Consider the following 16,818-nt stretch of genomic DNA (forward strand, 5'->3'; position numbering starts at 1 on the left):
CTTACTGCTCCATCATCTCGGGATCAGGCGCCGGGCTCGCCGGCGCTCCGACTTTGCGAATCTTCACCAGCAGAGCCAGGTGTCCGCCATCGAGGAAGGTCAGTTCCGCGCTCTTCACGTTCTTGTTGCCCTGCTTGAACGCCTCGCTCTGTATCACTGCGCCGTTGGCGTCGAACTGGTTGACCCAGAAGTTTGCCTCGACACTGATGAAACGCGCTTCGCCCAGGCTCAGGTTGCCTTCGATGGGGAAGTGGCCGAACTGCTCCTGGCCGTCACTGATGGCGACCTTCGACACGCCACTGCCAACGCTCTGCTGCCAGGCCTTGTGCGCCAGCACGGTGTACTGGCTGTTGGCGGCGAGCGCGGCCACTTCCTTGTCGAGAATCGGCTGGCGCACATCGTACTGCGCGATCGGTGCGGCGCCGTCGCTCCAGTTTTCCGGAGCGAACTGGCTGGTGATGGCCGGTACCGCGTTCTGTCGCACCAGGATCATTTCCACCAGGTACTGGGTGTCGGCGAAAGCCGCCGGCGCGACCAGCGCCAGCAGCAGGGTGAGGTTGCGAATGGCACGCATGAATCTTCCTTACGCGGTTTGCGGGGTGAGGCGCTCGAACAGCGCTTCGAGTGTCGAGAATCGTTCATCGGCGCGTTCCATGGGCACCATGAACCTGAACTGGGTGGCGCCTTCGAATTTGTAGCGCTTGGGCTGGCCCTGGATCAGCTTGATCAGCACCAGCGGATCGACCGGGGTCTCGCTTTCGAATTCGATCTTGCCGCCTTGCGGGCCGGCATCGACCTTCTTGATCCCGAGCTTCTCCGCCTGCAGCTTGAGCAGGGTCAGGCGGATCAGGTTCTTGGTCGGCTCGGGGAGCAGGCCGAAGCGGTCGATCATCTCCACTTGCAGGTCGTTGAGGCCGTCTTCGTCCACCGCCGAGGCGATGCGCTTGTACAGGATCAGCCGCGCATGCACGTCGGGCAGGTAGTCCTCGGGAATCAGCGCCGGCAGGCGCAGGTTGATCTCCGGGCCGCCGCCCAGCGGCTGGTCGAGGTTCGGCTGGGTGCCCTTGCGGATCGCCTTGACTGCACGTTCGAGCATTTCCATGTAGAGGGTGAAACCCACCGCCTGGATCTGCCCGCTCTGGCCTTCGCCGAGCAGTTCGCCAGCACCGCGGATTTCCAGGTCGTTGGTCGCCAGCACGAAGCCGGCACCGAGATCCTGGGTGTTGGCGATGGCTTCCAGGCGCTTCTCCGCATCGGCGGTGATCTGCTGGCGCGGCGGCGTCAGCAGGTAGGCGTAGGCCTGGTGGTGGCTGCGTCCGACCCGGCCGCGCAACTGGTGCAACTGGGCCAGGCCGAACTTGTCGGCGCGCTCGATGATGATGGTGTTGGCACTCGGCACGTCGATGCCGGTCTCGATGATGGTCGAGGCGATCAGCACGTTGAAGCGCTTGTGATAGAAGTCGCTCATCACCTGTTCGAGTTCGCGCTCGCGCATCTGCCCGTGGCCGATGCCGATGCGCGCCTCGGGCACCAGCTCGGCGAGGTCGGCGGCGCATTTCTCGATGCTCTTCACATCGTTGTGCAGGTAGTAGACCTGGCCGCCGCGCAACAGCTCGCGCAGCAATGCTTCCTTGATCGTGCTCTTGTTCTGCTCCATGACGAAGGTACGCACCGACAGCCGGCGGGCCGGCGGGGTGGCGATGATCGACAGGTCGCGCATGCCCGACACCGCCATGTTCAGCGTGCGCGGGATCGGCGTGGCAGTCAGGGTGAGGATGTCGACTTCGCTGCGCAGGGCCTTGAGCTGTTCCTTCTGGCGCACGCCGAAACGGTGCTCCTCGTCGATGATGACCAGGCCCAGGTCCTTGAACTTGACGTCGTCCTGCAACAGCTTGTGGGTGCCGATGACGATATCGATCTTGCCCTCGGCCAGCTCGCCCATGGCGGTGCTGACTTCCTTGGCCGACTTGAAGCGGCTCATCACTTCAACGCTTACCGGCCAGTCGGCGAAGCGGTCGCGGAAGCTGTTGTAGTGCTGCTGGGCGAGCAGGGTGGTGGGCACCAGGATGGCCACCTGGCGACCGCTGTGCACAGCGATGAAGGCGGCGCGCATGGCCACCTCGGTCTTGCCGAAGCCAACGTCGCCGCAGACCAGGCGGTCCATCGGCTTGGCGGCGAGCATGTCTTCGCGCACCGCTTCGATGGCGTTCTGCTGGTCCGGGGTTTCCTCGAAGGGGAAGCCGGCGCTGAATGCGGCGTAGTCGGCGGCCGGGTCGGCGAAGGCGTAACCCTTGCGCGCGGCGCGGCGGGCATAGATGTCGAGCAGCTCGGCGGCGACATCGCGAACCTGCTCGGCCGCCTTGCGCTTGGCCTTCTGCCAGGTCTCGGAACCGAGCCGGTGCAGCGGGGCCAGGGCGTCGTCGCTGCCGGTGTAGCGGGCGATCAGGTGCAGGTTGGCTACCGGCACGTAGAGCTTGGCGCCTTCGGCGTATTCCAGGGTGAGGAATTCGGCGGCCTGGTTGTCGATCTCCAATGTCGCCAGGCCCAGGTAGCGGCCGACACCGTGGTCGATATGCACCACCGGGGCGCCTTCGCGCAGCTCGGTAAGGTTCTTGATCACCGCGTCGTTGCTGGCGTCGCTGCGTTTCTCGCGACGTCGGCGCTGCATCACGCGCTGGCCGAACAACGGGCTTTCGGCGACCAGCGCCAGGGCCGGGTCTTCCAGCACCAGGCCGTCGTCCAGCGGGGCGATGGTGATTGCCAGGCGCTCCTTGCCGGTGACGAAGTCGAGCCAGCTGTCCACGGTCTGCGGGCGCAGTTTCAGGCGTTCGAGCAGTTCCAGGAGCACTTCGCGCCGGCCGGCGGATTCGGCGGTGAACAACACCCGGCCGGGGAACTGGTCGAGGAACTCCGAAAGCGCGGCCAGCGGCTGGTTGGCCTTGGCCTCGATGGCCAGGTTCGGCAGTTTCTGCGCCGGGAAGCGCTCGCGGCCGACGCCGGCATCCACGTCATCGGCGCTGACCACGATGCGCGGCCAGCCCTTGAGCCTGGCAAAGCAGTCTTCCACCGGCAGGAACAGCTCGGCGGGCGGCAGCAGTGGCCGGTTCGGATCGATGCGGCGCTCTTCGTAGCGGCCGCGCACGTCGTTCCAGAAATGCTCGGCGGCCTGTTCCACGCCCGGCAGGGAGAACACCTGGGTATCCTGGGGCAGGTAGTCGAACAGGGTCGAGGTTTCATCGAAGAACAGCGGCAGGTAGTACTCGATGCCGGCGGGGATGATCCCGCTGGTGAGGTCCTGGAAGATCGGGCTGCGGCGGAAGTCCACGTCGAAGCGCTCGCGGAAGCGCGCCTTGAAGCGGGTCACCGCGTCCTTCTGCAGGGGGAATTCCCGCGCCGGTAGCAGGCGTACCGAGCCGACCTTGTCGATGGAGCGCTGGGTCTCCGGGTCGAAGGTGCGCAGGGTCTCGATCTCGTCGTCGAACAGATCGATGCGGTAGGGCAGCTTGCTGCCCATGGGGAACAGGTCGATCAGGGCGCCACGCACGGCGAACTCGCCATGTTCGTAGACGGTATCGACGCAGCGGTAGCCGCTGGCCTCCAGGCGGCTGCGCATCTGTTCCACATCGAGCTTCTGGCCGATATCCAGGACCAGGCTGCTGCCGAGCAGGAAGCGGGTTGGCGCCAGGCGGTGCAGGGCGGTGGTGATCGGCACCACCAGGATGCCGTGGTCCAGCTCCGGCAGGCGGTACAGGCTGGCGATCCGCTGCGAGATGATGTCCTGGTGCGGGGAGAACAGGTCGTAGGGCAGGGTTTCCCAATCTGGGAAGGGCAACACCGCCAGCTCCGGCGCGAAGAAGCGCAGTTCCTGCTCCAGCCGGTCGGCGCTCTGGCTATCGGCGGTCAGTAGCAGGGTGAAGCGTTTGGCGGCGCTGGCAGCCTCGGCGATGGCCAGGCTCAGGGCGGCGCCGGGCAGGTTGCCCCAGGTTTGTTTGCCGGCGGTGGCCGGAAGGTGCGGTAGACGCAGAACTGGCACGGGAGGTCGAGCTCCAAGCGTTGCGACAAAGAGATCGATTGTACCGGTCCGAAGCCCATGGGGTAAGGCTTGCAGTGGTCAAATTGGCGCGACGTGACGGGGGCGACAGGCGCTCATTGCTCGAACGAGAGCTCGGCGTCATAATGTAGCCCCTTTTTTCTGTCCCTACATGTGGAAGGTTCCCGTGACTCAGAAGCCCGACCAGTGTCTTGGTGAGTGGATCGATCGTGAAGCACTTGCAGAAGCGATGATCCCGCTTATCGGTCAGCTCTACCGCAATAACAACGTGGTGAGCTCGATCTATGGCCGCAGCCTGATCAACCGCTCGGTGATCTCGATCCTCAAAGCGCATCGCTTTGCCCGTCATCGCCAGAGCGACGAAACCGAACTGTCCGTCCACGAGACATTCCCCCTGCTCAAGGCCATGAGCGAGCTGAAACTGGGCGCCGCCTCGGTCGACCTGGGCAAGCTGGCCAACAAGTTCAAGCTTGAAGGCAATGGCCGCAGCGTCGAGCAGTTCGTCCGTGAAGAACTGGCCGAAGTGGCTGGTCAGCAGAACGCTTCCGCACGCAAGGGCACCGACGTCGTCCTGTACGGTTTCGGCCGCATCGGCCGCCTGCTGGCGCGCATCCTGATCGAGAAGACCGGTGGTGGCGACGGCCTGCGCCTGCGCGCCATCGTCGTGCGCAAGGGCGCGACCAACGACCTGATCAAGCGTGCCAGCCTGCTGCGTCGTGACTCGGTTCACGGCCCGTTCGACGGCACCATCACCGTCGACGAAGAGAACAACACCATCACCGCCAACGGCAACCTGATCCAGGTGATCTACGCCAAGGCGCCGAGCGAAGTCGACTACACCCAGTACGGTATCGACAACGCCCTGATCGTCGACAACACCGGTGTATGGCGCGACGCCGAGGGCCTGGGCCAGCACCTGGCCTGCCCGGGCGCTGCCCGCGTGATCCTCACCGCACCTGGCAAGGGCGCGCTGAAGAACATCGTGCACGGCATCAACCACGGCGACATCACTGCCGACGACAAGATCATCTCCGCCGCTTCCTGCACCACCAATGCCATCGTGCCGGTGCTGAAGGCGCTGAATGACCAGTACGGCATCGTCAACGGCCACGTCGAAACCGTTCACTCGTTCACCAACGACCAGAACCTGATCGACAACTTCCACAAGGGCAGCCGTCGCGGTCGTGCCGCGCCGCTGAACATGGTCATCACCGAGACCGGCGCCGCCACCGCAGCCGCCAAGGCACTGCCAGTGCTGAAGGGCAAACTGACCGGCAACGCCATCCGCGTTCCGACGCCGAACGTCTCCATGGCGATCCTCAACCTGAACCTGGAAAAGGCCACGACTCGCGAAGAGCTGAACGAGTACCTGCGCCAGACCGCCATGCATTCCGAGCTGCACAAGCAGATCGACTACGTGAGCAGCCAGGAAGTGGTATCGACCGACTTCGTCGGTTCGCGTCACGCCGGTGTGGTCGACGCCGAAGCCACCATCTGCAACGAAAACCGTGTTGTCCTGTACGTCTGGTACGACAACGAATTCGGTTACAGCTGCCAGGTCGTGCGCGTGATGGAAGACATGGCCGGTGTGAACCCGCCTGCGTTCCCGCGCTAAGCTTGCTGGTGCGTTGAAAAGGAACGGGAGCCTGCGGGTTCCCGTTTTTTTTGGCGTTTTGTTTTATGCTTCAGGGCCTCATCGCTGGCAAGCCAGCTCCCACAGGGTTCGGTGTGTACAGCTCCAGTGGAGGCAGGCATGCAGGCCTGTGTTGTGGTTGATGACTCCTACAAATTTAGCGGTGCACACGATACCTGTGGGAGCTGGCTTGCCAGCGATGAGGCCCTGAAGATTGCTACAGGAGGAGCATTTGAAAACAGCCCTGAGCATCCTCTGTGCCCTTGCCCTTACAGCTTGCAGCAAACCTGACCCGGTCGAGCGCCTCACCGGCCCCACCATGGGCAGCACCTGGACCGTGCAATACGTCCCGCCCGCCTCGGGCCCGGACGCCGGCCAGGTCAAGAAGGAGATCGAAAGCATCCTCGCCGAGATCGACCAGCATTTCTCCACCTACCGCAGCGACTCCGAAGTCGCCCGCTTCAACCGCCTGCCCGCCAACAGTTGCCAGCCGATGCCCGCCGATGTGCTCAAGCTGGTGCGCCTGGGCGAAACCCTCTGGCGCGAAAGCGGTGGCGCCTACGACCTCAGCGTCGAACCCCTGATGGACCTCTGGGGCTTCGGTCCCCAGTCGCGCGAAGAAAAAGTCCCCGCTGCCGAGCGCCTGGCCGAAGTCCGCCAGCGCGTGGGGCAGGGCCATCTGCGCATCGAAGGCCAGCAGTTATGCAAGGACATCGCCCTGGAGCTGGACTTCAACAGTATCGCCGCCGGCTACAGTGTCGATCGCATCGTCGAACGCCTGCAAGCGCTGGGCATCGACGACCTGCTGGTGGAAGTCACCGGCGAACTCAAGGCGGTCGGCCGCAAGTCCGATGGCAGCGCCTGGCGCGTGGCCCTGGAGTGGCCGCGGGAAGACCGCCAGATCGCCGAGCAGATCCTCGGCATCGATGGGCTTGGAGTGTCCACCTCGGGTGACTACCGCAATTATTTCGAGGAAAATGGCCAGCGCTTTTCCCATACCTTCGATGCCCGGCTCGGCAGGCCGATCGCCCATGCACTGGCGGCGGTCACGGTGTTCGAGGCGTCGGCGCTGGTAGCCGACGGTTATTCGACCCTGTTGCTGATCCTCGGGCCGGAGCAGGGTTGGGAATTCGCCGTGGCACAGAATCTGCCTGCGGTTTTCGTCATGCGTGCCGATAGCGGTTTTATCGCCCGTGTGACCCCGGCCTTCGAGCGGATCGTCGGTAGGAACGCAGGTAAAAACGAAGAATGAATGTCTTGCATGTAGTGCAGAGAAAAATAGCCTACGACGCGACCAAGGGTTAATGTGCGCGCCGTTCAAGCTTGATTAGACTGCACCCGAATTTTTTCATGGCGTCCAACCGTGCGCCATGATGCCCCGGTCGCCGGTGTGGCGCCCGGGCCTGTTCTGAAGGAGTACGCATGGCTGTCTACAACTACGACGTAGTGGTGCTGGGTTCCGGCCCCGCAGGAGAAGGGGCGGCAATGAATGCCGCCAAGGCAGGACGCAAGGTGGCGATGGTCGATAGCCGTCGTCAGGTCGGCGGCAACTGCACCCATCTGGGCACCATCCCGTCCAAGGCCCTGCGTCACTCGGTGCGCCAGATCATGCAGTTCAACACCAACCCGATGTTCCGGGCCATTGGCGAACCGCGCTGGTTCTCCTTCCCCGACGTGCTCAAGAGCGCCGAGAAGGTGATTTCCAAGCAGGTCGCCTCGCGCACCGGCTACTACGCGCGCAACCGCGTCGACGTCTTCGTCGGCACCGGCAGCTTCGCCGACGAGCAGACCGTGGAAGTGGTCTGTGCCAATGGTGTGGTCGAGAAACTGGTGGCCAAGCACATCATCATCGCCACCGGCTCACGCCCTTATCGCCCTGCCGATATCGATTTCCACCACCCGCGCATCTACGATAGCGACACCATCCTCAGCCTCGGCCACACCCCGCGCAAGCTGATCGTCTACGGCGCCGGTGTGATCGGTTGCGAATATGCGTCGATCTTCAGCGGCCTGGGGGTTCTGGTGGAGCTGGTGGACAACCGTGGCCAGCTGCTGAGCTTCCTCGATTCGGAAATCTCCCAGGCCCTGAGCTATCACTTCAGCAACAACAACATCACCGTACGCCACAACGAAGAGTACGAGCGCGTCGAAGGCCTGGACAACGGGGTGATCCTGCACTTGAAGTCGGGCAAGAAGATCAAGGCCGACGCCTTGCTGTGGTGCAACGGCCGCACCGGCAACACCGACAAGCTCGGGTTGGAAAACATCGGCATCAAGGTCAACAGCCGCGGACAGATCGAAGTGGACGAGGCCTACCGTACCCAGGTGCCGAACATCTACGGCGCCGGTGACGTGATCGGCTGGCCGAGCCTGGCCAGCGCCGCCCACGACCAAGGCCGTTCCGCTGCCGGCAGCATCGTCGACAATGGCAGCTGGCGCTTCGTCAACGACGTGCCGACCGGGATCTACACCATTCCCGAGATCAGCTCGATCGGCAAGAACGAGCAGGAACTGACCCAGGCCAAGGTGCCTTACGAAGTGGGCAAGGCCTTCTTCAAGAGCATGGCCCGAGCGCAGATCGCCGGCGAGCCGCAAGGCATGCTGAAGATCCTGTTCCACCGTGAAACCCTGCAGATCCTCGGTGTGCACTGCTTCGGCTACCAGGCGTCGGAGATCGTCCATATCGGCCAGGCCATCATGGATCAGCCGGGTGAGCGCAATACCCTGAAGTACTTCGTCAACACCACCTTCAACTACCCGACCATGGCCGAAGCCTATCGGGTGGCGGCCTACGATGGCCTCAACCGGCTTTTTTGAGCGGCTCCGGCCGGTGGCCTGAGCCGGCCGGGGAGATCGATTTCAGCGATTCCCGAGGGTGGCAGTGGCCAAACCGGGAAAGTCTGTAATCAGGCTGTCCACGCCGAAGTCGGCGAGTCGGCGCATCAGCGCCGGCTCGTTGACTGTCCACACCGACACGTGCAATCCCTGGCGCTGGGCCTTGACCAGCCGCTCGGGGCTGCACAGCGTCCAGTTCAATGCCAGCAGCTCGCAACCGTAGTTCTGCGCGACCTTCAGCGGGTCGAGCCAGGCATATTCCGCCACCAGCCCGCGGGAAATGTCCGGGACCAGTTCCTGGGCGGCACCCAGTACTTCGCGGGAGCTGGAGGTGATGGTCACCTTGTCCAGCAGGCCGAAGCGCTGGGCCATTTCGCGAATGGCCAGGACGGTGGTTGCCGCACGGGTGCGCGAGGCGCTCTTGACCTCCAGTTGCCAGTGCTCGAACGGGCATTTCTCGAACAGTTCCTCGAGGCGTGGGATAGGGCAGGGCTGCACCCAGCCCGGACCACCCTTGCGCGCGTCGTAGGTCACCAGGTCGGCGGCGGGATGCTCGACCACCTTGCCGCGGCGGCCGGTGGTGCGTTTCAGGGTCGGGTCATGGATCACCATCAGCTCGTTGTCGGCCGACAGGTGCAGGTCCAGTTCGCAGCGCCGCACGCCGTGCCCGAGGCACTGCTGGAAGCTGGTCAGGGTGTTTTCCGGGGCTTCGCCCTTGGCGCCGCGATGGCCGTAGATCTGCGTCACGTTTGTTCCTTCAATGAAAAGACCGAAAGCTGAAAATCAGGAAGTCGGTGGGGCGTTCTGTTCCAGTGCCTGGCGGCGTTGCTGTTGCTGTCGTTGCAGGATATAGCGGGCGAGCAACTGGCGCTGGGCATCGCTCATGTCGATGAATTCGCAGCCCAGCTCGTAGCTGCCGTCGGCCCGCCTGGCGCAATGGGTGACCTTGCCGCGCAGGAGCAGGCCGGAAGCCCGGGGCATCAGCACCATCTTGAGGGCGACGCGGCTGCCGGGCTCGAAGGGCTCGGCGCTGTTGAACTCGACCCCGCCTTCGGAGAGCTTTACCGGTTGCGGTGCGCCGATCTCGCCGATCAAGGTCTGCGCGAGTACCGCGCTGAGCAGGTCGATGCGTTTGTTCTGGGCCTTGAGGAAGGCGGCGAGGGTGCGGTCCTTCTCGCTCAGCTGGCGCAGCAGGTGCTGGGATTCGAACTCGCTCAGGTGCAGTTCGCTGAGCAGATTGAACAGCGGGGAATCATCTTGCAATAAGTCCGTGCCAAGGGCCTCCGCTGCGCTCAGCGGGCTAATTTCCAGTGCGATCCTGTCGTCGATACGGTAGTATTCGCGGCGATCTTCTTCATCTAATGTCGACATGGCGAACCCATGGTTACGGCGGTGGTCTGAGTGTAAATCCGCTGTCCTGCCCCCGCCACAAGGACGTTCCTCTTTCATCCGAACAAGCCCCGACATGTTCAGACCTCTTTTCGTCTACATCGGCACGCGCTACACCCGTGCCAAGCGTCGCAACCACTTCGTCTCGTTCATTTCCCTGACCTCGATGATCGGCCTCGCCCTTGGCGTGGTGGTGATGATCGTGGTGCTCTCGGTCATGAACGGTTTCGACCATGAGATGCGTACCCGGGTCCTGGGCATGGTCCCTCATGCGACCCTCGAGACCGGGCAACCGCTGACCGACTGGCCAGCCCTTGCCGATCAAGTAAAGCAGAATCCATCGGTGCTCGATGTCGCGCCCTTCACCCAGATGCAGGGGCTGCTGACCCACGCCGGCAAGGTACAGAAGGTCCTGCTCAATGGGGTTGACCCGGCGCAGGAGCGCAAGGTTTCGATTATCGGCGACTTTATCCGGCAGGGGCGGCTGGAAGACCTGGCGCCCGGCGACTTCGGCATCATGATCGGCGACAAGGCCGCGAGCAGGCTGGGTGTCGGCATCGGCGACAAGGTGACCTTCGTCGCCCCCGAGGTCACCGTGACCCCGGCCGGCATGTTCCCGCGCATGAAGCGCTTCACCGTGGTCGGCACCTTCCATGTCGGCGCAGGCGAGATCGATGGCTTCCTGGGGCTGACCAACATCGCCGACCTTTCGCGCCTGCATCGCTGGAAACCGGACCAGGTCCAGGGCCTGCGCCTGAAGTTCGACGACCTGTTCCAGGCCCCGCGCATTGCCTACAACATTGCCCATCAACTGGGCGACCAGGAGTTCTACGCCCGCGACTGGACCCGCAGCTACGGCAACCTGTACCAGGCGATCCGCATGGAGAAGGCGATGATCGGCCTGCTCCTGCTGCTGATTGTCGCGGTGGCGGCGTTCAACATCATTTCCACCCTGGTCATGGTGGTGAACGACAAGCGCGGCGATATCGCCATCCTGCGTACCCTGGGCTCCACGCCGCGACAGATCATGGCGATTTTCATGGTCCAGGGCACCATCATCGGCGTGCTCGGTACCGCCATCGGTGCCGTTGTCGGCATTCTTGCGGCGCTGAATGTCAGCGCCGCCATCGCCGGTCTGGAAACCCTGATCGGGCATAAATTCCTCAACGCCGACGTCTACTTCATCGACTACCTGCCGTCCCGGATCATGGCCGAGGACGTATGGATGGTCTGCGGCGCGGCGCTGGTCCTGAGTTTCCTCGCCACCTTGTATCCGGCCTGGCGTGCGGCACGCACCCAGCCCGCGGAGGCGCTTCGTTATGAGTGAGTTGGGCATGAGTGATAAAGCCGTACTGAGTTGCCGCAACCTGGGCAAGTCCTATGACGAGGGCCCGGAGTCGGTGCAGGTGCTGTCGAACCTGCAATTGGAACTGTTCCCCGGCGAGCGCGTGGCCATCGTCGGCAGTTCCGGATCGGGCAAGAGCACCTTGCTCAACCTGCTGGGTGGCCTCGATACCCCGAGCCAGGGCAGCGTGTGGCTGGCCGGCGAGGAACTGTCCGCCCTTGGCGAACGTGCCCGCGGCCTGCTGCGCAACCGCGCGCTGGGCTTCGTCTACCAGTTCCACCACTTGCTGCCCGAGTTCACCGCGCTGGAGAACGTGTGCATGCCGCTGTTGATCGGTCGTACCGCGATTCCCGAAGCCCGCGAGCGTGCCGAGGCGTTGCTCAAGCGCGTCGGCCTCGGTCATCGCCTGGGGCACAAGCCGGCCGAGCTGTCCGGTGGCGAGCGCCAGCGCGTGGCGATCGCCCGGGCGCTGGTCAACCGTCCCGGCCTGGTGATGCTCGACGAGCCGACCGGCAACCTCGACCAGCACACCGCCCAGGGTATCCAGGACCTGATGCGCGAATTGAGCACCTCGTCGCAGACCGCCTTCCTGGTGGTGACCCATGACCTGAACCTGGCCCGGCAGATGGACCGCGTGCTGCGCCTGGAAGAGGGCCACCTGGTTCCGATCTGAAGCGTCGATCTGACTCGTGGCGGGCGCCCGTGGCATAGCCGGGCGCCCTGGTCGTTTTCCTTGCCTGGGTGCATCACTTCATGTTCAGACCCTTGTCCATTTTCATCGGCGCTCGCTACACCCGCGCCAAGCGCCGCAACCACTTCATCTCGTTCATTTCCATGACCTCGATGATCGGCCTGTCCCTGGGCGTGCTGGCGATGATCACCGTGCTCTCGGTGATGAACGGCTTCCAGCGCGAAATGAGCGCGCGCATTCTCGGCATGGTGCCCCACGCCATGATCATCGGCGCCAAGCCGCTGGATGACTGGCAGCCGGTGGCTGCGGCCGCCCTGAAGAATCCCGAGGTAGTCGCCGCGGTACCCTTCACCGAGATGGAAGGCATGCTCTCCTACAAGGGTTCGATGCAGCCGATCCAGGTCAGTGGCATCGACCCGGCCCAGGAAGGCAAGGTCTCGATCGTCACCCAACACATCGTCCAGGGCAGCCTTGAAGACCTGAAGCCAGGCGAATTCGGCGTGGTCGTTGGCGAAATCACTGCGCGGCGCTTCCGTCTCAATGTCGGTGACAAGCTGACCCTGATCGTTCCGGAAGCGAGCAGCGAGCCGGGTGGCATCACGCCGCGCATGCAGCGCTTGAACGTGGTCGGCATCTTCAAGGTCGGTGCCGAACTGGACGGGTCCATGGCCATGATCCATATGGCCGATGCCGCGCAGATGCAGCGCTGGGAGCCGAACCAGGTGCAAAGCGTGCGCCTGAAGATCAAGGACCTGTACGCCGCGCCGGCGGTTTCCGGCGCGATCGCCGGCAGCCTCGGCGACGGCTATCGTGCCGACGACTGGACCCACACCCAGGGCAGCCTGTTCAGCGCGATGAAGATGGAAAAGACCATGATCGGCCTGTTGCTGCTGATGATCATCGCGGTGGCGGCCTTCAACATCATCGCCACCCTGATCATGGTGGTGAACGACAAGGGGGCCGACATTGCGATCCTGCGCACCATCGGTGCCACACCGGGACAGATCATGGGCACCTTCATGGTCCAGGGCAGCCTGATCGGTGTGGTCGGCACCCTGATCGGCGGCGTGCTGGGCGTGGCCCTGGCACTGAACGTCAGCGACGTGGTGGGCTGGATCGAGCGCGTCAGCGGCCAGCACATCTTCACCTCCGACGTGTACTTCATCAGTTCGCTGCCGTCGGAACTGCAATGGGGCGATGTGGTGCTAATCTGCAGTGCCGGCCTGGTGATGAGCTTCCTCGCCACCATTTATCCGGCCTGGCGTGCCTCGCAGGTCGAGCCGGCGATGGCGCTGCGCTACGAATAAGCCTGTTCAGGCGGCGGGCAGCTCGATGATGAATCGGGTCCAGCCCTGCGCCGATTCGGCGCGAATGCTGCCGCCATGGGCGCGGACGATGGATTGGGTGATGGCCAGGCCCAGCCCGGCATGCTCGCTGCTGCCGGCCCGGCGTGCCGGATCGGCGCGGTAGAAACGGTCGAACAGGCGCGGCAACAGCGCCGCGTCGATTGGCTCGCCGCGATTGGCGACTTCCAGGTGAATCCCGCCGTCGCATTCTTCGATACTGATCCTGATCTCCCCATCGCCGGGGGTGAAGCGCAGGGCATTGTCCAGCAGGTTGGACAGGGCGCGCCGCAGCATATGCCGGTCGCCGGCCAGGATCGCTTCTCCCGTGCGGCTCAAGCCAACCCCGGTGTCCTCGGCCAGCGCGCCGTAATACTCCAGCAACGCATCCGCTTCCCCGTGCAGCGCCAGCGGCTCGCGATTGGGCATCAGCAGGCCGTGGTCGGCCTTGGCCAGGTACAGCATGTCGTTGACCATCTGCGCCATCCGTTGCAGCTCTTCCAGGTTGCCGTGCAGGGCTTCCCGGTATTCGTCCAGGCTGCGCGGGCGGGTCAGGGTGACCTGGGTGTGGGTCAGCAGGTTGGACAGCGGCGTGCGCAGCTCATGGGCGATATCCGCGGAGAAGGCTGAAAGGCGCTGGAAGGCGTCGTCCAGGCGTTCGAGCATGGCGTTCATGGTGCCGGCCAGCTCCGCCAGTTCCACGGGCATTTGCTCGACCGGAAGGCGCGTGGTCAGCGAGCGTGCGGACACGCTGGCGGCCACTTCGCCCATCCGGCGCAAGGGGCGCAGGCCGCTGCGCGCGGCCCAGGCGCCGAGCAGCGCAGTGGCCAGGGCGCTGAGGCCGACGGTCAGCCAGATCAGGTGCTGCATGCGCTGCAGGAAATGCTGGTGGTGGGTGATATCGAGGTACAGGGTCAGTCGGGCATCCGGCAATTGCACGTCGAGGCTGCGGTAATCGCTGTGGTCGGCGTGCAGGGTAGCGAGGCCTGGCGTGCCCGGGCTGTCGGGCAGGTTGCTGCGGCTGGCGAACCACAGGCTGCCGTCCGGGCCTTGCAGGCGCAGGGCGAGATCCGCCTGGTGAGCCAGTTCTTCCTTCAGCCCGGGAAGCCGGGATTCGAGGGCGGCGGGGCTATCGACACCTTCAAGGATCCGTTGCAGCACTGGCAGGCGGCTGTTCAGCAATTGCTGGTCCAGCTCGACGAAATGCGCCTCGCTGGCACGGCTGAACAGTATGCCCGCCAACAACGAAACCACCGCCGTGCAGGCAGCGAACAGCAGGGCCAGGCGTACGCCGAGGGACAGGCGGGGCATCAGGCTCGACGCTCTTCCAGCACATAACCCATGCCGCGCACCGTATGGATCAGCTTGTTCTCGTGGGCGTCGTCGATTTTCAGGCGCAGACGGCGGATCGCCACTTCGATGACGTTGGTGTCGCTGTCGAAATTCATGTCCCAGACCTGCGAGGCGATCAGCGACTTGGGCAGCACTTCGCCCTGGCGGCGCAGGAGCAGTTCGAGCAAAGCGAATTCCTTGGCGGTCAGGTCCAGGCGCTGGCCGGCGCGTTCAACGCGACGGCGGATCAGGTCCAGGCGCAGGTCGGCCAGGCCGAGGGTGGTTTCCTGCGCCGGATTGCTGCCGCGGCGCAGCAGGGTGCGGACCCGGGCCAGCAGCTCGGAAAAGGCAAATGGCTTGACCAGGTAATCGTCGGCACCCAGTTCCAGGCCGTGGACGCGGTCCTCGACGGCATCCCGGGCGGTGAGGAACAGCACCGGCACGCTGTGGCCGGCGTCGCGCACCGCCTGGAGAATCTGCCAGCCGTCGCGGCCAGGCAGCATTACATCGAGAATCAGCAGATCGTAGTCGCCGGTCAGGGCCATGAACTGGCCGGTTTCGCCGTCGCTGGCCAGTTCCGTGCTGAACCCGGCCTCGCTGAGGCCCTGGCGCAGGTACTGGCCGGTCTTGGCCTGGTCTTCGACGATCAGCAGTTTCATTGGGGGGCTCGGCTCGGGGTGACGGTGACGTTATACCTGTCCGGCAAAGGAGCAGGGTGAAGCTGACAAAGTTGTAATCTTTTCGTCAGGTCGATGCCAGCGCGGTTTTTGCACCATGGCACCCTGAACCGTTCGCAACGAGGTACCCCGATGAAGCGCGCACTCACCACCGTCCTGCTTACCTTGCTCAGCCTGCCGGCCCTGGCCGCGCCAGGCCAGGGGTTCGCCTTCGGCCAGCCAGCCCCGGCGGCCAAGGCGACCCGGACCGTCGAGGTAACCCTGGGAGACATGTACTTCGAGCCGCGTACCCTGGAGGTCAAGGCCGGCGAAACCGTGCGTTTCGTAGTGATCAACAAAGGGCAGGTGGCTCATGAGTTCAACCTCGGCGATACGGCGATGCATACGGCGCACCAGAAGGAAATGCTCGCCATGGCGCAGATGGATCACTCGAAAATGGGCCACGGCGATATGAACCACGGCATGCAGCACGACGACCCCAACACGGTTCTGGTCCAGCCCGGACAACGTGGGGAACTGACCTGGACGTTCAGCAATTCCGCGCCCATCGAGTTCGCTTGCAACGTGCCTGGCCACTATCAGGCGGGGATGGTCGGCACGCTGAATATCGCCCGGTGAGCCATCCATGGCTCAAACCCGATAAACTACGGCAATTTCGTCCTTCAGGTTTGAGCCATGCACCCCGCTGCAGAACACTCTCCGCTGGGTAAATCCAGCGAATACGTCTCCACCTACACTCCGTCCCTGCTGTTTCCCATCCCGCGCCTGGCGAAGTGGGCGGAGCTGGGCGTCAGCGGCGACAACCTGCCGTGGCAGGGCGTCGACTTCTGGAACTGCTTCGAGCTGTCCTGGCTGCTGCCTTCGGGCAAGCCGGTGGTGGCCATCGGCGAGTTCGCCATTCCTGCCGACTCGCCGAACATCATCGAGTCCAAGTCGTTCAAGTTGTATCTCAATTCGTTGAACCAGACGCCATTCGACTCCACCGAGGCGTTGCAGGCGTGCCTGGTGAAAGACCTCAGTGCCGCCGCCGGCAAGCCTGTGGGCGTGCGCATCCGCAGCCTGGGTGAAGTGTCTGGGGAGGGCGTAACGAGCCTGCCGGGGCAGTGCATCGACGACCTTGATGTCAGCATCAGCAACTATGAGCAGCCGCAGCCGGAACTGCTGCGCTGCAACCGGGACAAGCCGGTCGAGCAGGTTCTGCACAGCCACCTGCTGAAATCCAACTGCCCGGTCACCGGCCAGCCGGACTGGGGCAGCGTGGTGGTGGAATACCGTGGGCCGGAGCTGGATGCGGCGAGTCTGCTGGGCTATCTGGTCAGCTTCCGCCAGCATGCGGATTTCCATGAGCAATGCGTGGAGCGGATCTGGCTGGACCTCAAGCGCCTGCTCGATCCCGAGCACCTGACCGTGTATGCGCGCTATGTGCGGCGCGGCGGGCTGGATATCAATCCGTACCGGAGCATGGGGCCGGTCGAGGTGGATAACCGGCGGTTGGTGCGGCAGTAACCATTATCTGAAGAGC

At 64.0% G+C, this 16,818-nt stretch carries 14 protein-coding genes; 8 read left to right on the plus strand and 6 right to left on the minus strand.

Annotated elements, in window-relative coordinates; all coding sequences use genetic code 11:
- Window position 1 precedes the first annotated feature (1 nt).
- Both N7650_RS16815 and mfd read right to left on the minus strand, forming a co-directional pair.
- Window positions 2–574, minus strand: a complete 573-nt coding sequence (locus tag N7650_RS16815) for a CsiV family protein (protein ID WP_279899196.1) — start codon at window positions 572–574, stop codon at window positions 2–4.
- A gap of 9 nt (window positions 575–583) precedes the next feature.
- On the minus strand, window positions 584–4,033 hold the full coding sequence (gene mfd / locus N7650_RS16820; protein WP_009404629.1) for a transcription-repair coupling factor: 3,450 nt from the start codon (window positions 4,031–4,033) through the stop codon (window positions 584–586).
- A 169-nt stretch (window positions 4,034–4,202) separates the two neighbouring features.
- On the opposite strand from mfd, the gene N7650_RS16825 reads away from it, so the two are divergent.
- The 3 genes from N7650_RS16825 (at window position 4,203) to sthA (ending at window position 8,501) form a co-directional block, all read left to right on the plus strand.
- On the plus strand, window positions 4,203–5,666 hold the full coding sequence (locus tag N7650_RS16825) for a glyceraldehyde-3-phosphate dehydrogenase (protein ID WP_279899197.1): 1,464 nt from the start codon (window positions 4,203–4,205) through the stop codon (window positions 5,664–5,666).
- A 250-nt stretch (window positions 5,667–5,916) separates the two neighbouring features.
- Window positions 5,917–6,936, plus strand: a complete 1,020-nt coding sequence (locus tag N7650_RS16830) for an FAD:protein FMN transferase (RefSeq protein ID WP_279899199.1) — start codon at window positions 5,917–5,919, stop codon at window positions 6,934–6,936.
- A gap of 170 nt (window positions 6,937–7,106) precedes the next feature.
- The gene (gene sthA, locus N7650_RS16835; RefSeq protein WP_009394761.1) at window positions 7,107–8,501 is read left to right on the plus strand and encodes a Si-specific NAD(P)(+) transhydrogenase; all 1,395 of its coding nucleotides are present in this window, start codon (window positions 7,107–7,109) and stop codon (window positions 8,499–8,501) included.
- Window positions 8,502–8,543: 42 nt separating this feature from the next.
- On the opposite strand, the gene N7650_RS16840 is transcribed toward sthA, so the two are convergent.
- Entirely contained in the window at window positions 8,544–9,266 is a 723-nt protein-coding gene (locus tag N7650_RS16840; RefSeq protein ID WP_279899201.1) for a glycerophosphodiester phosphodiesterase, read from the minus strand.
- 36 nt (window positions 9,267–9,302) lie between these two features.
- Window positions 9,303–9,890, minus strand: a complete 588-nt coding sequence (locus N7650_RS16845; RefSeq protein WP_279899202.1) for a PilZ domain-containing protein — start codon at window positions 9,888–9,890, stop codon at window positions 9,303–9,305.
- Between the two features lie 94 nt (window positions 9,891–9,984).
- On the opposite strand from N7650_RS16845, the gene N7650_RS16850 reads away from it, so the two are divergent.
- The 3 genes from N7650_RS16850 to N7650_RS16860 all read left to right on the plus strand — a co-directional run bounded on the left by N7650_RS16850 (window position 9,985) and on the right by N7650_RS16860 (window position 13,251).
- Window positions 9,985–11,235, plus strand: coding sequence for a lipoprotein-releasing ABC transporter permease subunit (locus N7650_RS16850; protein ID WP_009394767.1), 1,251 nt, complete (start codon window positions 9,985–9,987; stop codon window positions 11,233–11,235).
- A 7-nt stretch (window positions 11,236–11,242) separates the two neighbouring features.
- Entirely contained in the window at window positions 11,243–11,926 is a 684-nt protein-coding gene (gene lolD / locus N7650_RS16855) for a lipoprotein-releasing ABC transporter ATP-binding protein LolD (protein WP_170394411.1), read from the plus strand.
- A gap of 80 nt (window positions 11,927–12,006) precedes the next feature.
- The gene (locus N7650_RS16860) at window positions 12,007–13,251 is read left to right on the plus strand and encodes a lipoprotein-releasing ABC transporter permease subunit (RefSeq protein ID WP_009394769.1); all 1,245 of its coding nucleotides are present in this window, start codon (window positions 12,007–12,009) and stop codon (window positions 13,249–13,251) included.
- Between the two features lie 6 nt (window positions 13,252–13,257).
- Here the strand turns inward: N7650_RS16860 and N7650_RS16865 are convergent, their stop codons facing one another.
- Together N7650_RS16865 and N7650_RS16870 are read right to left on the minus strand one after the other, a co-directional pair.
- Entirely contained in the window at window positions 13,258–14,601 is a 1,344-nt protein-coding gene (locus N7650_RS16865) for a heavy metal sensor histidine kinase (RefSeq protein ID WP_279899208.1), read from the minus strand.
- Entirely contained in the window at window positions 14,598–15,278 is a 681-nt protein-coding gene (locus N7650_RS16870) for a heavy metal response regulator transcription factor (protein WP_009394771.1), read from the minus strand. The genes N7650_RS16865 and N7650_RS16870 overlap by 4 nt, the downstream gene beginning before the upstream one ends.
- A gap of 150 nt (window positions 15,279–15,428) precedes the next feature.
- Here N7650_RS16870 and N7650_RS16875 point away from each other — a divergent pair, with 150 nt between their 5' ends.
- Both N7650_RS16875 and queF read left to right on the plus strand, forming a co-directional pair.
- Complete coding sequence (locus N7650_RS16875; protein WP_279899203.1) at window positions 15,429–15,914, plus strand: cupredoxin family protein; 486 nt, start codon at window positions 15,429–15,431, stop codon at window positions 15,912–15,914.
- Between the two features lie 57 nt (window positions 15,915–15,971).
- Entirely contained in the window at window positions 15,972–16,802 is an 831-nt protein-coding gene (gene queF, locus N7650_RS16880) for an NADPH-dependent 7-cyano-7-deazaguanine reductase QueF (RefSeq protein ID WP_279899204.1), read from the plus strand.
- The last annotated feature ends 16 nt before the right edge of the window (window positions 16,803–16,818 follow it).

This window comes from Pseudomonas sp. GD04058, from assembly GCF_029836855.1.
GTDB lineage: Bacteria > Pseudomonadota > Gammaproteobacteria > Pseudomonadales > Pseudomonadaceae > Aquipseudomonas > Aquipseudomonas bharatica.